The sequence below is a fragment of the Pseudomonas sp. F007 genome (assembly GCF_057814275.1).
In genome coordinates this window covers 717,120-730,704 of the sequence record NZ_JBVATA010000001.1, presented here as the reverse complement: position 1 = coordinate 730,704, position 13,585 = coordinate 717,120, and the positions used below count along the sequence as shown (strand labels likewise).

General features: G+C 62.7%; 13 protein-coding genes. 5 read left to right on the top strand and 8 right to left on the bottom strand.

Annotated features, from left to right (window positions below):
* Positions 1 to 36 precede the first annotated feature (36 nt).
* From ACZYR5_RS03425 to ACZYR5_RS03400, 6 genes are all read right to left on the bottom strand, one after another.
* Positions 37 to 741: a hypothetical protein gene (locus ACZYR5_RS03425; RefSeq protein WP_489087903.1), complete on the bottom strand. Its 705-nt coding sequence runs from the start codon at positions 739 to 741 to the stop codon at positions 37 to 39.
* A gap of 347 nt (positions 742 to 1,088) precedes the next feature.
* On the bottom strand, positions 1,089 to 1,916 hold the full coding sequence (locus ACZYR5_RS03420; RefSeq protein ID WP_489087904.1) for an ABC transporter permease: 828 nt from the start codon (positions 1,914 to 1,916) through the stop codon (positions 1,089 to 1,091).
* A gap of 8 nt (positions 1,917 to 1,924) precedes the next feature.
* On the bottom strand, positions 1,925 to 2,791 hold the full coding sequence (locus tag ACZYR5_RS03415; RefSeq protein WP_489087905.1) for an ABC transporter permease: 867 nt from the start codon (positions 2,789 to 2,791) through the stop codon (positions 1,925 to 1,927).
* Between the two features lie 10 nt (positions 2,792 to 2,801).
* Positions 2,802 to 3,914 (bottom strand): ABC transporter substrate-binding protein, encoded by a 1,113-nt coding sequence (locus tag ACZYR5_RS03410; protein WP_489087906.1) that lies wholly within the window; start codon positions 3,912 to 3,914, stop codon positions 2,802 to 2,804.
* 75 nt (positions 3,915 to 3,989) lie between these two features.
* A complete protein-coding gene (locus ACZYR5_RS03405) occupies positions 3,990 to 5,081 on the bottom strand; it encodes an ABC transporter ATP-binding protein (protein WP_489087907.1) in 1,092 nt (363 codons plus the stop codon).
* Between the two features lie 162 nt (positions 5,082 to 5,243).
* Positions 5,244 to 6,149 carry a LysR substrate-binding domain-containing protein gene (locus ACZYR5_RS03400; protein ID WP_105754780.1) on the bottom strand — a complete coding sequence of 302 codons (906 nt, stop codon included), beginning with the start codon at positions 6,147 to 6,149 and terminating at the stop codon, positions 5,244 to 5,246.
* A gap of 223 nt (positions 6,150 to 6,372) precedes the next feature.
* Between ACZYR5_RS03400 and ACZYR5_RS03395 the strand changes: the two genes are divergently transcribed.
* The 3 genes from ACZYR5_RS03395 to ACZYR5_RS03385 are packed head-to-tail and all read left to right on the top strand — an operon-like array spanning position 6,373 to position 9,808.
* A complete protein-coding gene (locus tag ACZYR5_RS03395) occupies positions 6,373 to 8,121 on the top strand; it encodes an amidohydrolase (protein WP_489087908.1) in 1,749 nt (582 codons plus the stop codon).
* A complete protein-coding gene (locus ACZYR5_RS03390; protein ID WP_489087909.1) occupies positions 8,118 to 9,056 on the top strand; it encodes a CobW family GTP-binding protein in 939 nt (312 codons plus the stop codon). Before ACZYR5_RS03395 ends, ACZYR5_RS03390 begins: the two co-directional genes overlap by 4 nt.
* On the top strand, positions 9,053 to 9,808 hold the full coding sequence (locus tag ACZYR5_RS03385; protein ID WP_489087910.1) for a class II aldolase/adducin family protein: 756 nt from the start codon (positions 9,053 to 9,055) through the stop codon (positions 9,806 to 9,808). The genes ACZYR5_RS03390 and ACZYR5_RS03385 overlap by 4 nt, the downstream gene beginning before the upstream one ends.
* Positions 9,809 to 9,947: 139 nt before the next feature.
* Here ACZYR5_RS03385 and ACZYR5_RS03380 read toward each other — a convergent pair whose 3' ends face one another.
* Both ACZYR5_RS03380 and ACZYR5_RS03375 read right to left on the bottom strand, forming a co-directional pair.
* A complete protein-coding gene (locus tag ACZYR5_RS03380; RefSeq protein ID WP_489087911.1) occupies positions 9,948 to 11,465 on the bottom strand; it encodes a sensor histidine kinase in 1,518 nt (505 codons plus the stop codon).
* Complete coding sequence (locus tag ACZYR5_RS03375; protein WP_489087912.1) at positions 11,462 to 12,178, bottom strand: response regulator transcription factor; 717 nt, start codon at positions 12,176 to 12,178, stop codon at positions 11,462 to 11,464. The genes ACZYR5_RS03380 and ACZYR5_RS03375 overlap by 4 nt, the downstream gene beginning before the upstream one ends.
* Before the next feature lie 153 nt (positions 12,179 to 12,331).
* Here ACZYR5_RS03375 and msrB point away from each other — a divergent pair, with 153 nt between their 5' ends.
* On the top strand, positions 12,332 to 12,841 hold the full coding sequence (gene msrB / locus ACZYR5_RS03370) for a peptide-methionine (R)-S-oxide reductase MsrB (protein ID WP_489087913.1): 510 nt from the start codon (positions 12,332 to 12,334) through the stop codon (positions 12,839 to 12,841).
* Between the two features lie 33 nt (positions 12,842 to 12,874).
* Positions 12,875 to 13,582: a peptide-methionine (S)-S-oxide reductase MsrA gene (msrA, locus tag ACZYR5_RS03365; protein WP_489087914.1), complete on the top strand. Its 708-nt coding sequence runs from the start codon at positions 12,875 to 12,877 to the stop codon at positions 13,580 to 13,582.
* The last annotated feature ends 3 nt before the right edge of the window (positions 13,583 to 13,585 follow it).

The window sequence follows — 13,585 nt, the reverse complement described above, 5'->3', positions numbered from 1 at the left end:
GAGCCTGCTCGCGAAGGCGGTGTGTCAGGCATCTATTTACTGCGCAGTAATGCTGTACCCCTCAAACGCCGTCTGCTGTTGCAGGGCGGTGATGATGGCTTTGCGCGTGGCCGGTTGTTCGTTGCCCTGATTGTCGAGGAAGGTTTCGCTGGTCAGTTCCTGCTCATCGCCTTCGCCGACAAAGCTGAAGCCGAGGAATTCGAAGGCTTCGCGGTCGACGCTCGGTTTCGAGCGCGGGGTGCGCAGGGGCAGGGTGATGCTGACGCCGTCCTTGCTGATGCTGAACACCTCGGCTTCTTTCTTCACCCGGGCGCTCTTGCCTTTGCCGCCACTCGGGTTGCTGATGGCCTGGTGGGTCTGGTTCAGCACTTTCAGGGCCAGGCCGTAAACCAGCTCCTGGAAGCTCGGGTCATCCTTGAAGCTCGACAGGATGCGGCTGATTGGAAACTTGCTGCTGAGGTCTTCGAGGGCGGCGCTGTCGGCGGCCTCGGCGTCCTTGAGTTGCTTGAGCTGGCCCATCAGCTCGTAGGCCTGGTCGTCATCGAAACGGTCGTGGGCTTCGCGAATGGCCGCGCGCAGTTCGCGAATCTGCTCGCTTTCCTTGTTGCTGTGGAAGGCGTCCAGCACCATCTCGCTGATGGTTTTGGCCTGGGGCACGTGTTGTGAAAGATTGATGGAGTTTTCGTATTCCGCTTTGGACGACAGGGTGACTACGGATTCAGCGGTGTTGGAATCTGACATTGAAATTTCACTACTTCTATAACTGGATCGGGGCGAGAAAGCCCTGGGGCTTTTCGGGCCGCCTAATTTATGGGACCGGGGCGGCGTTGTCACGGATGAACGGGTGACTGGTCATGTTTTTGCTCCTGCAATGCATGTGGCTGGTCACGAGATCAGCGTCCACCGCGAACCCTTGCAGGAGCGAGCTTGCTCGCGAAGAACCTGAGAACACCGCGTGCATTCAGGATGTGGCGCGTCATCGTTGACGACCATCGCGAGCAAGCTCGCTCCTACAGGGGCGGCGGGGGATAAACGAAAAAAGCCCCGCGCATGCCAGGCAAGCGCGGGGCTTTTTCGTGGGAAGCGCGTTACGGATGCAGAAGTTTCCGCGCACGCTTGTCGGCCAGGTGTTGGACCACCAGGCGACCGATCAACACCAGCAAAGTCAGGGAAATCAACAACACCGAAATCGCCGCCACACTCGGATCGACGTTGTCGCGCAAGCCGCTCCAGATGCGCTTGGGCAGGGTGTCGACGTTGACGCTGGTGATGAACAGCGTCACCGCCACTTCCTCCCACGACAGGGCAAAGCCCAGCAGCGCGGTGGAGGCCAGGCCCAGCTTGAGGTTCGGCAGGATCACCATGAAGGTGGTCTGCATCAGGCTGGCGCCGAGGTTGCGCGAGGCCAGTTCGATGCGTCGGTCGATCTGGCTGAGGGCGACCAGCATGGTCACCACGCCGTAGGGCACGACCATGATCACGTGGGCAATCACCACCCCGGGCAGGGTGTCATAGCCCATGCCCGGCGCAAAACGCCCGAGTTTGGTTTCCATGAAATACAGCACCAGCGCCGAGATCACCGGCGGAATCGCCATCGGCAGCAGCACCAGGCCAATCAGCGCGGTGGCCAGTTTCGAGCGCATGTACCAGATGCCCAGGCTGAAGCTGGCGGCCAGCAGGGTGGCGATAACGCTGGTGGCCAGGGCGATGGTCAGGCTCTGGCTGATGGCATGGAACCAGTCCGGATTGCTCACCAGCGCCTCGTAGTGACGCATCGACCAGTTGCCTTCTGGCATCGACAGGAAGCGTTTGCTGGTGAAGGACACCGGAATGACCGTCAACAGCGGGAACAGCATGAAGGCCATGGCAATCACGGCCAGCAGCCGGGTACTCAGGCTTGTGCGATGGGTGTTCATAAGTAACCTCAGCCTACCAGGCGGTTCACGCGGGTCATTTTCAGCAGGACCCAGATCAGCGCGCTGACCAGGGCCAGCAACACCACGCTGAGTGCAGCCCCCAGGCCCCAGTTACTGGTCTGGAACATTTGCAGGAACACGTACTCGGCGATCATCACGGTCTGTCCGCCACCCAGCAGCACCGGGGTGATGAAGAAGCCCAGGCAGAACACGAAGACCATGATGAAGGCGCCCAGTACCCCCGGTAGCGTCTGTGGCAGCAACACCTGCCAGAAGGTACGCAACGCTCCGGCGCCCAGGCCACGGGAGGCCATCAGGATGCGTTGATCGAGCTGACGCATGCTCGACAGCAGCGGGAACACCGCATACGGAATCATCACGTGGAGCATGCCGATCACCACGCCGATTTCGTTGCGACTCAGCTGTAGCGGTTGATCGATCAGGCCCATGCCCATCAGCCCGTTGTTCAGCACCCCGTTGCTGCGCAGCGCGATCAACCAGCCGAAGGCTCGCACCAGCACCGAGATCCAGAACGGAATGAAGATGCAGATTTCCACCACGCGCTGCCAGAACGGCGGGCTGAACACCCAGCAGTAGGCCAGCAGGTAGCCGATCAACAGCGCCAGGCAACTGACCGTCAGGCACAGGCGCAAGGTGCGCCAGAGCATTTCGTGGATCGCCGGGTCCGTGGCGATGCGTTCATATTGCTCGATGCCCGGGGTCGGCAGCGAAAAGCTCCAGCCGACCACGCCAAGAAACGGCAGCACGTAGAAGATCAGCAGCAACACCGGCAGCGGCAACAGCAGCACGCTGCGCTCAAGCGCAGGCGAACTGAACCGGGGCTTGGGTTTGCTCAGGGTCAAGGTCATGGTCATGATCGCGGGCTCACTTGGACAGTCGCGTCAGGTACTGTTCCAGGGCGGCTGAGTAGTTGTCGGCGTACCACTGGGCATTGAGCGCGATCTGTTTTTTCAGGTTCGCTTCGGACGCGCAGTTGGCCTCCAGTTGCTCGGCCGACATCAGTTTCTCGGTGGCGCTGTTGGACGGACCGTTGCCCAGCAGTTCGAACAGCTTGAGCTGGCCTTCAGGCTGCAGCGCGTGCTGGATGAACTGCATCGCCGCTGGCGTGCCGGCCGGGTTGCCGTTCAACACTGCCCAACTGCTCGAGTTGATAAAACCGTTGTCGAAGCTCCAGCGCACTCGACCCTCGGTGTCCTCGCTGAGCAGCTTGGCGCGGGTGTGCCAGATCGCACCCACCGAAACTTCGCCGTCGACCATCAACTGCTGGCTCTCGGCGCCCGAACTCCAGAACGACAGCACGTGCGGCTTGATCTCGTCGATCTTGTTCAGGGCGCGCACCACGTCCAGCGGATACAGCTGATCAGCCGGAACACCGTCAGCCAGCAAGGCCGCTTCGAGCATGCCGTTCATCCACTTGTACAGGGTGCGTTTGCCGGGGAATTTCTTCACGTCCCAGAAATCCGCCCAGGTCTTCGGCCCGTTGTCGCCGAACTTCTCGCTGTCCCAGGCCATCACGTAGCTGAACTGGTAGCTGGCGATACCGTGGTCCGAAGCCAGTGCCGGGGCCACCTGGTCACGCTTGATCACGCTGTAGTCCAGCGGCTGCAGGATCTTCTCCTTGCCGAGGACGATCGCGCTGTAGCTCTCGACGTCGACCACGTCCCAGCTCGGCTGACCGCTGGCCAGTTGCGAGCGGATCGCGCCCTCGGTGGGGCCGGCGCCGTCGATGCGCACCTGGATTCCGGTGTTCTTGGTGAAGGTGTCGGTCCAGGCCGAACGGAAGGCGGTCAGGGCGTCGCCACCCCAGTTGACCACCACCAGCGGCTTGTCCGCCGACCAGCTGATGCCGCTGCGCAACGCCAACGGCACCGCCGCCAACAGGCCCATGGCCTGGATGAAGGTGCGTCGGTTGATCTCGCCGCCACGGGCCTTTTCGATAAGCACTTCAATACAGTCGCGTTGATGATCCTGGCGCATGGCAAGTCCTCGGAGGGCGGTGGTCCGCTGTTGTTATTGGTTGAAAGAGAGCTTCGTGACGTAATGTTCGGGACATCAGGCCTGCAGCAGGAAACTCTGCTGCACCGGCCAGCTCAGCCACACCGGGGCACCGCTGGGCATCTGTGCGCCAGGGTGATTGCCGGGGACCGAGAGATTGACCGGCAAGCTGTCGCCGCCGACCTTGAGTGCCAGGTGGGTGCTGGAACCCTGGTAGACCTTGTCGGTGAGCTGCGCCGGGATCACGTTGTAGCCCTCGCGGTTCGGCCGTTCGCTGTGCAGGTCCATATGTTCCGGACGCACCGCCAGCACGATCGGCTGCTTGCTCAAGGGCGAGGGCGCCAGCGCATGCAGCAGGCTGTCGCCGCAGCGACCGCTGGCGGTCGGACCGTTGCGCGTGGTGTCTTGCAACGGGAACAGATTCATCTTGCCGAGGAATTCGGCGACGAAGCGGCTCTCCGGGCGGTTGTAGATGTTCTCCGGGGTGTCGACCTGGGTCAGCTTGCCGTGATTGAAAATCGCAATGCGCGACGACAGGGCCAAGGCTTCGTTCTGGTCGTGGGTCACGAACACGAAGCTAGTGCCGACCTGCCGATGAATACGCTGCAGTTCGGTCTGCAGTTGTTCGCGCAGGTTTTTGTCGAGGGCCGACAGCGGCTCATCGAGCAACAACAGTTCCGGCTCGAACACCAGCGCCCGGGCAATCGCCACCCGTTGCTGCTGGCCGCCGGACATCTCGGCCGGCTTCTTGTGCATCTGCGCACCAAGGCCGACCACTTCCAGAATGTGCTTGACCCGACGCTGGCGCTCCTCGGCGCCGACCTTGCGGATGCGCAGCGGGTAGGCGACGTTTTCGGCCACGGTCATGTGCGGGAACAGCGCATAGCCCTGGAACACCATGCCGTAGTTACGTTTCTCGGCGGAGCGCTTGATGATGTCGACGCCCTGTTCCATCAACTTGCCGGAGGTCGGACTGAGAAAACCGGCGAGGATCATCAGCAAGGTGGTCTTGCCCGAACCGGACGGGCCGAGCAGGGTCAGGAACTCGCCCTGGCGGACGTCGAGATCGACATTATCCAGCGCGGCGAAACGACCGTAATACTGGCTGATACCTTGTGCGCTGAGCTGGATGGCTGAACCGCTGGACACGATGGAGTTCCTCTTTTTATTGCCGCTGCGACAGGCGAGGCGGGGATTAATCCGACAGGGGCTTGGCCTCATTATTGTTAAAAGCATCGCTACATCAATGGAATTATTTTGCGGGTATTGGTCAATAAAATTACTCAATTGCCCGCTGATTCCAGCTCCGTCCTACAGCGTGTCCTGCCAGGTCTGGTGCGAGGACTGCAATTGCGTCTTGACCCAACTGCTGAAGGCCCGCACCACCCGGCGCTCGGCCTTTTGCGGGTCGGTGGCGAGGTAGTAGCCGCGGTGCAGATCGATGGTGATGTCGAACGGGCGCACCAATAGGCCCTTGGACAATGCGTCGCCGCTGATCAGGTTGTCGCCAATGGCGATCCCTTGCCCCGCGATGCAGGCGGACTGCGCGCAGTGCGCATCGGAGAACAGAATGCCGCTCATGGCATTGACCCCCGTGGCCCCGGCGGCGGTCAGCCAGATCCGCCAGTCCGAATAATCGGTCATGTGCAGCAGCGGGTAGTCGCTCAGCTCCTGCGGGCTCTTCAAGCCGCCCAAGGCGTTGATCAGGCGCGGGCTGCACACCGGGAAGAAGCGCAATGCGACGATTTCCTCGACCTCCATTTCCGGCCAGTCGCCAATGCCGTAAGCGATGAACAGATCGACGTTGCTGTTGTGGGTGTCGTCCGGCGACTTCGGCGAAATCAGCTGCAACTGCACCTGCGGGTACTGGCGCAGGAACGCGCCGATGTGGTGACACAGCCAGTAGGTGGCGAAGCCCGGTGCGCAACTGACGCACAGGCGCCCGGAGACTTCCTGGTCGTTCACCGGCTGGCCGGCGTCCAGCAGGTTCAGGAGGATGCCGTGGACCTCGCGGGCGTAGCGTTCGCCCTGATAGGTCAGGCCAATGCCGCGACCAATGCGCTCGGTCAGGGCAAAGCCCACGCATTCCTCGAGCTTGCTGATCTGATGGCTGATGGCGCTGCGCGTCAGGTTCAGTTCGCGGGCGGCCACCGACACGCTGCCCAACCGGGCGACCGCGTCCAGAGCCCGAAGGGCTGTCATCGAAGGAAAGCGCATAGAAAGTCCTGCCAGGGTTGAGGGTGAGGGCGGCGGGCTATTTTGCTGATTGCCGACCGGGAGCCAAGTGCCATTTATGGTGACTTAATTTGAACGATCAGGCCAAAAAAAATCGATTGTTGTATTGGTTGATTCAACAATACTAGCGCCATTCGTCTGGGTCCATGCCGCCATTTTGAGCGCGGCGGACCTTTCACTGGCATTGAACACATAGGTGGCTTGCATGGCTGAGTCCGACAACTTTTCCTCTACCCATTCCGCGCGGGGCGTTTACGCCGACCTGATCCTCGGGAACGGCCGTATCTACACCCAGGATCCGTCGCGGCCATGGGCCGAAGCCGTGGCTATTCGCGACGGCAAGTTGATCGGTGTCGCCAGCCTCGACGAGTTGCAACAGTTCAAGGGCCCGAACACCCGCGTGCACGACCTCGACGGCGCGTTCTGCATGCCCGGCCTGCACGACATGCACACCCACCCCGACCTGGCCCTGGCGCCGCGCTACAGCGACGACCTGGACGTCGGCATCGAAGACCCGACCCCGGAGCAACTGCGCGAAAGCATCCTCGCCTACGCCGACAGCCACCCCGGCGACGGCTGGATCTACGGTCAGTACTGGGTGCGCTACACCTTCCGCGAAGCCGGCCTGACCCCGGGCCGCGCCTGGCTCGACAGCGTCATGCCGGACCGTCCGGTGGCGCTGCTCGACCGCATGTGGGGAACCATGATGGTCAACTCCAAGGCCCTGGAGCTGGCCGGCATCGACCGCCACACCTCGGACCCGCGCAACGGCTATTTCGAGCGTGACGAACTGACCGGCGAGCCCAACGGCCTGATGATCGACGGCGCCTACGCGATGATCCACGCCGCCATGCCGCCCACTCCGGTCAGCGTGCTGCGCCGTGCCTACCGCGACGGTGTGCATTTCCAGAGTTCCCGCGGGGTCACCGCGAGCAAATACGTGCACGTCTGCGAGCAACGTCTGCAGGCGCTCAAGGAACTGGACGACAGCGGCGAACTGACCGTGCGCATCGAAGCAGCGATCAGTTGGCAGGACGATATTTTCCCGGTGCGTCGGCGTTGGGAGCTGCTGGCCGGTGAGCGGCACTACTACCGCAGCGCGCGCTTGAGCGCCAACGCGGTGAAGTTCCATTTCGACGGCACGGTCGAGCCGAAATCCTCGTACCTGCTGACCCCATGGCCGGAAGAGGCGAACTGGCGTGGCAAGCTCAACCTGACCCCGGAACACATCACCGACATGGTGGTGGACATGGACCGCAAGGGCGTCCGCGTGATTGCCCACTGCACCGGTGACGGCGCCTCCGACGTGTTCCTCGACGCCGTGGCCGAAGCCCGTCGGCGCAACGGTTTCAGCGGTGTGCGTCACCAGTGCGCCCACAGCACCCTGCTGCATCCGGGCAACTTGCCGCGCTTCAAGGAACTCAACGTGATCGCCGAGTTCTCCCCGGCCGCCTGGTACCCGACGCCGTTCGCCAGTGGCGCACGATCTGGCTACGGCCAGGAACGCCTGAAGCGCATCTACGACTTCAAAGGCGTGCTCGAAGCCGGCGGCACCGCAGTGATGGGCACCGACTGGCCGGTGGCGTCGATCGACCCGTGGCTGGCGCTGGAAACCATGGTCACCCGGCAGAACCCGTGGAACGACGACCCGGCCTGCTTCGGCGATCCGATCAGCCTTGAACAGGCGCTCAACGTGATCACGATCAACGGTGCCGTGGCCATGGGCCTGGAGCATTCGACCGGCAGCCTGGAAGTCGGCAAGTCGGCGGACCTGATCGTCATCGACCGCGACCTGTTCGCCCAACCGGCGCGCAATTACATTCACCAGACCCAGGTGCTGCTGACCTTCGTCGAAGGACAACTGGTCTACGACCGCCATGGCGCCCTCGGCGATATCGGCCTCAAGGCCGTGTGGCAGGGCGAACCACCGGTGCTGGAGGGCAAGGCAGAATGACTTCTCCACGCATCGCCGTGACCGTCGTCTCGGGATTCCTCGGCGCCGGCAAAACCACCTTGCTCAACCGCATGGTGCGCCGTGCCGAGGGCAGCCGCCTGGCAGTCATCGTCAACGATTTTGGTGAGCTGAACATCGATGCGGCGATCGTTTCCGAGGTCACCGATGCGGTGTACAGCCTGCAGAACGGTTGCATCTGCTGCACCGTGCAGGAAGACCTGCTGGCGCAACTGACCAGCCTGGCGCAATTGCAGCCACGGCTGGAACGCATCGTTATCGAGTGCAGCGGCGTCTCCGACCCGCAACGCATCGTGCAGACCCTGGCCTACCCGCAACTGCGCAGCCAGATGCAATTGGACATGGTGATCACTGTGGTCGACGCCACCCGCCATTTGCAGCTCGAAGGCGAGTATGCGCGGCTGGCCCGGGCCCAGGTCGGGGCGGCTGACTTGCTGCTGTTGAACAAGACCGACCTGGTCGACGAAGTGCAGTTGCAGGCGCTGCGTCAGGCTTTGGGATTGCGCACACGGATTCACGAAAGCGTGCAGGCGCAGTTGCCGGATGCATTGTGGCTGGATTCTGATCTGGACCTGGAACCGCGCGCACTCAAGCCGCTGGTACGGGTGGCCAGCGACGACCACAGCGAGATGTTCAGCAGTCATCTGTGGCAGGGCAGCCTGCCGCTCAACGTCGAACGCCTGCGCGCCTGGTTGCAGGCGTTGCCCAACGACATATTCCGGGTCAAAGGCCTGGTGGTGCTGGATCAGGGTGCCAAGGCGCACTGGTTGCAACACGTCGGCAGCCGCAGTCAGTTCCTCCCGGCCATCGATGAAGCATCGGCCAGCGGCACGCGTCTGGTGTTTATCGGCCGTCGTGGCTTTGATAATTGGGAGGCCTTGATCGAAGGTCTGGAGCAGTGCCAGGTGCGCCCATGAATCCGACCGAACAGCAATTGCGCGAAGAGCTGGCCGCCTGTTACCGGCTGATCGCGCACTTTCGCATGACCGACCTGATCTTCACCCACATCTCGGTACGTCTGCCGGGGCCGGAGCATCATTTCCTGATCAACCCCTATGGGCTGATGTTCGATGAAATCACCGCCTCGAGCCTGGTGAAGATCGGTCTTGATGGTCGCGCGGTGGAGGACAGTCCGTACCCGGTCAACCCGGCCGGTTTTGTTATCCACAGCGCTTTGCATGCAGCCCGCGCAGACGCCCAATGCGTGCTGCACACCCACACCCGTGCCGGCTGTGCGGTGGCGGCGCTGGCCTGCGGCTTGCTGCCGGTGAATCAGATTTCCATGGAGTTCTACGGACGGGTCGCCTACCACGATTACGAAGGCATCGCCCTCGATCTGGCGGAGCAGAAGCGGTTGGTGGCGGACATGGGCGACAAGAGCGTGCTGATGCTGCGCAACCACGGCCTGTTGACCGTCGGCGCCAGCGTGGCCCAGGCTTTCCTGCGCATGTACTACCTGGAAAAAGCCTGCGACATCCAGCTCGCGGCCCAGGCCTGCGGCGAACTGGTACTGCCCGCGCCCGAGGTCTGCGCCCACACCGAGCGCCAGTTCAACCAGCCTGACCGGCCGTTGGGTGAGGGCGAATTGAGTGATCCGGATGCACTGGATCTGGCGTGGAAGGCGTTGTTGCGGTTGCTGGATCGGGTGGCGCCGGATTACCGCGATTGAGTGATTCACACATACCTTGTAGGAGCTGGCTCGCCAGCGAAGACGGCGGCACAGTCGACATCGATGCTGGCTGACAATCCGCCTTCGCTGGCAAGCCAGCTCCTACGGGGATTTGATTTACAGGGAGATTGCCAGCGACTCAGTGACTCCCCGGTGTATTCAGATTCATCGACCGCACCGCCAACCCACTCGCCGTCTCTTCATCCACCGGCAGGGAAAAGCTGAAGGTCGCGCCTTGTCCCGGCACATCCAGCAGACGAATCTGCCGCCCATGCAGTTGCAGGATCCGCTGCACGATGCGCAAGCCAAGGCCGCCATCGCGACGGGCGCCGCCGATGTTGAACGGGCGCAGGAACAAGCCTTCGCGCAGCTCGGCAGCGATTCCCGGGCCGCTGTCGCTGACGGTGATCTCGACGAACTTGCCCTGGGGCACCAGGCGAATATCAATCGAACCGCCCGCCGGTGTATAGCGCAAGGCGTTGTCGAACAGATTGGTCAGCACCCGCTCGATCAGCCCCAGGTCAGCACACACCGCCGCCACCGTCGGCGCGAAGCTGGCGTTGAGTTGCACCTGCCGGGCTTCGGCGGTCAGCTCGAACTTCTGAAAAATATCCTGCACCAGGTCCGTCACCGGGAAGCGCTCCAGCACCGGCTGGACGAAGCCGTGTTCCAGGCGCACCAACTCCAGCAGCGACTGCGCCAGCCCGCCGACCTTGCGGCTTTGATCGAGGGCGATGCCCAGGTAGCGCCGGCGTTCCTCCGGGCTCAGGCTGGCGTCCTTGAGCGACAGGGTTTCCAGGTAACCATGCAACGACGCCAGTGGCGTGCGCAGGTCATGGGAAATGTTCGCCACCAGTTCGCGGCGTTCCTGGTCCTGGCGGGTCAGGGAGCGCCATTGTTCGCCGAGACGGTTTTGCATCTGCCGGAAAGCCGCGTCGAGAATGGCGATTTCATCCTGGCTGGCCGACGGCTCGGGCATAGGCGCGACAGGCGCAGCGGGCACACCATCGATATCAAAATGCGCCACGCTGTCGGTCAGGCGTCGCAGCGGCCGAGTGATCAGGGTGAACGCGGTGAGACCGGCAATCAGGCACAGCAACGCCACCAGGCCGATCGACCAGAGCGCGGTGTTGAGGGCAACGCTGTTGGCATCGCGCTCGGCAAGGCGGTCCCGCTCTTCGCTGAGCAGCACCACATACAGATAACCGGCCTGCTTGCCGGCGACCTTGAGCGGGGCGGCGCTGAACACCTTGCGCCCGTCGACGCTTCGCGGGTCGTCGCCGAGGATCGGCAGGCTCTCGTCATTGAACAGACGCTGCACCGGCGCCAGGTCAATCTGCTCACGGCGCAAATGACCTTCCGGCGCGGCGTCGCCGATGATCCTCCCCTGGTTGTCGAGCAGGTACACCTCGACGCTCGGATTGACCAGCATCAACTGGCTGAACAGGCCGCGCAGGGCCTCGGGTTTCAGGCCATTGGCGTCCATCAACTGGGTATCGCGGGCGATGTGCTGGGCCAGGTCGCGGGACAGCCCTTGCACCACTTCCAGTTCGTGCATCTTGTTGGCGCGCACCTGCATCCAGACCGACGTGCCACTGCACACCAGCAGCAACAGGGCGAACACCAGGGATAGGCGTTGCGACAGGGTCAGTCTCATGCCGGCTCCTGCGCCGCGGCGAATTTATAGCCGCGACCCCAGACGGTGAGGATGCGCACCGGTTGTGCCGGGTCGCTTTCGATCTTCGCCCGCAGGCGGTTGATGTGGGTGTTGACCGTGTGCTCGTAGCCTTCGTGGCTGTAGCCCCAGACGGCGTTGAGCAAGTCCATGCGCGAAAACACCTTGCCCGGCTGGCGAGCGAAGAAATACAGCAGGTCGAACTCGCGCGGGGTCAGGTCGAGGCGCTTGTCGTGCAGCGCCACTTCACGGGTAATCGGGTCGATGAACAGGCCATCGCTGTCGAGACTGCCGGCATCCATCTTCAGGTTGCGCGCCATGGCGTCGACCCGGCGCAGCAGGGCCTTGACCCGCGCCACCAATTCCAGCATCGAGAACGGCTTGGCCAGGTAGTCGTCGGCACCCAGTTCGAGGCCGAGGATGCGGTGCATTTCGCTGGAGCGCGCGCTGGTGATGATGATCGGCGTGTAGCGCGCCATGGCCCGTGCGCGGCGGCAGATTTCCAGGCCGTCGACCCCGGGCAGCATCAGGTCGAGGACCAGCGCGTCCCAGTTGCCTTGTTCGAGCAGGCGCAGGCCCTGGTTGCCGTCGGCGCTGTGCACCACCTCGAAATGTTCGTCTCGCAGGTGCAGGCAGATCAGGTCGGCGATGTGCGTGTCGTCCTCGACCACCAGGACACGTTTGGGCTGATCCATAGGGCTTCGATCCCGTTGCGTAATGACACCCATTGTGCGGGTTTTCCCGGCGCCGAGTTATCACGAATTGTTTAACTGCCCGTGAGGATTTGGCGATCAGCACAAGCCTAGGCTGTGTTGCATACCCCTCACAGTGATTTTTCGGAGACAGCCATGTACTCACGGCGACACGTTCTTCTGGCAGGCGGCGGGCTGGGCATTGCGGCGCTGCTGGCGAGTGCCTGGCCACGGCGGGTGACGTTGATCGAATCGGCGCAGGCCGCCGAGACCTTCGAGGTCAATTTCAGCGATGAGCAGTGGCGCCAGCGCTTGAGCGCCGAGCAGTTCCACATCCTGCGTGAAGAAGGCACCGAGCGCGCCTACAGCAGCCCGCTGAACAATGAACACCGGCCTGGCACTTTCGCCTGCGCTGGCTGCGAACTGGCGCTGTTTTCTTCCAGCAGCAAGTTCGACAGCCACACCGGCTGGCCGAGTTTCTGGGCGCCATTGGCGAATGCCGTCGGTACGCGCCAGGACCGCTCCTTCGGCATGCTCCGTGAATCCGTGCATTGCCGCCGTTGCGGCGGACACCTGGGCCATGTCTTCGACGACGGCCCGCAACCCACTGGCCTGCGCTACTGCATGAACGGCCTGGCGATGACTTTCACCGCACAAGCGGCCTGAACCCTTACCTGGGCATGACTGAGGTAAATGATGATGAAAATGCAATGGACCTGGCGTCGCAGCCTGCTCGGTTTGGCGCTGGCCGGCGTGGTTGGCCAATGCCTGGCTATGTCCTTCGGCAGCGCCGAGGAGGCGGTTCTCCTGGCCCCGCCGGTGCTCGATGAAACGCCCAAGACCGGCAGTGAAACCGCAGTGTTCGCCGGCGGTTGCTTCTGGGGCGTGCAGGGCGTGTTCCAGCACGTCAAAGGGGTGAAAAACGCGGTGTCCGGCTATGCCGGTGGCAGCGCCGATACCGCGCAATACGAGCGGGTCGGCGAAGGGGATACCGGTCACGCCGAAGCAGTGCAAGTGACCTACGACCCGGCCCAGGTCAGCTATGGCAGCCTGCTGCAGATCTACTTTTCAGTGGCCCATAACCCCACCGAACTGAACCGCCAGGGACCTGACCGTGGGCCTCAGTATCGGTCGGCGCTGTTCGTCGAAAATCCCGAGCAGCAGCGCGTCGCCCAGGCCTATATCCAACAACTGGATGCCGCCCAGGCCTTCAACAAACCCATCGTGACCACGCTGGAAACCTACAACGGCTTCTACCCGGCCGAGGACTACCATCAGAACTTCCTCACCGAGCACCCGAGCCATCCTTACATCGTGATCAATGACCTGCCGAAAGTCGCGCAGCTCAAGCAGCTTTATCCCCAGCGCTACACGGATAAACCGGTACTGGTGAAGGCCGGGCAATAAGCT

Excerpts from the sequence above, each read along its gene's own strand:
- ACZYR5_RS03425 (WP_489087903.1), bottom strand. The coding sequence starts at position 741 with ATGTCAGATTCCAACACCGCTGAATCCGTAGTCACCCTGTCGTCCAAA.
- ACZYR5_RS03420 (WP_489087904.1), bottom strand. The coding sequence starts at position 1,916 with ATGAACACCCATCGCACAAGCCTGAGTACCCGGCTGCTGGCCGTGATT.
- ACZYR5_RS03415 (WP_489087905.1), bottom strand. The coding sequence starts at position 2,791 with ATGACCATGACCTTGACCCTGAGCAAACCCAAGCCCCGGTTCAGTTCG.
- ACZYR5_RS03410 (WP_489087906.1), bottom strand. The coding sequence starts at position 3,914 with ATGCGCCAGGATCATCAACGCGACTGTATTGAAGTGCTTATCGAAAAG.
- ACZYR5_RS03400 (WP_105754780.1), bottom strand. The coding sequence starts at position 6,149 with ATGCGCTTTCCTTCGATGACAGCCCTTCGGGCTCTGGACGCGGTCGCC.
- ACZYR5_RS03395 (WP_489087908.1), top strand. The coding sequence starts at position 6,373 with ATGGCTGAGTCCGACAACTTTTCCTCTACCCATTCCGCGCGGGGCGTT.
- ACZYR5_RS03390 (WP_489087909.1), top strand. The coding sequence starts at position 8,118 with ATGACTTCTCCACGCATCGCCGTGACCGTCGTCTCGGGATTCCTCGGC.
- ACZYR5_RS03385 (WP_489087910.1), top strand. The coding sequence starts at position 9,053 with ATGAATCCGACCGAACAGCAATTGCGCGAAGAGCTGGCCGCCTGTTAC.
- ACZYR5_RS03380 (WP_489087911.1), bottom strand. The coding sequence starts at position 11,465 with ATGAGACTGACCCTGTCGCAACGCCTATCCCTGGTGTTCGCCCTGTTG.
- ACZYR5_RS03375 (WP_489087912.1), bottom strand. The coding sequence starts at position 12,178 with ATGGATCAGCCCAAACGTGTCCTGGTGGTCGAGGACGACACGCACATC.
- msrB (WP_489087913.1), top strand. The coding sequence starts at position 12,332 with ATGTACTCACGGCGACACGTTCTTCTGGCAGGCGGCGGGCTGGGCATT.
- msrA (WP_489087914.1), top strand. The coding sequence starts at position 12,875 with ATGAAAATGCAATGGACCTGGCGTCGCAGCCTGCTCGGTTTGGCGCTG.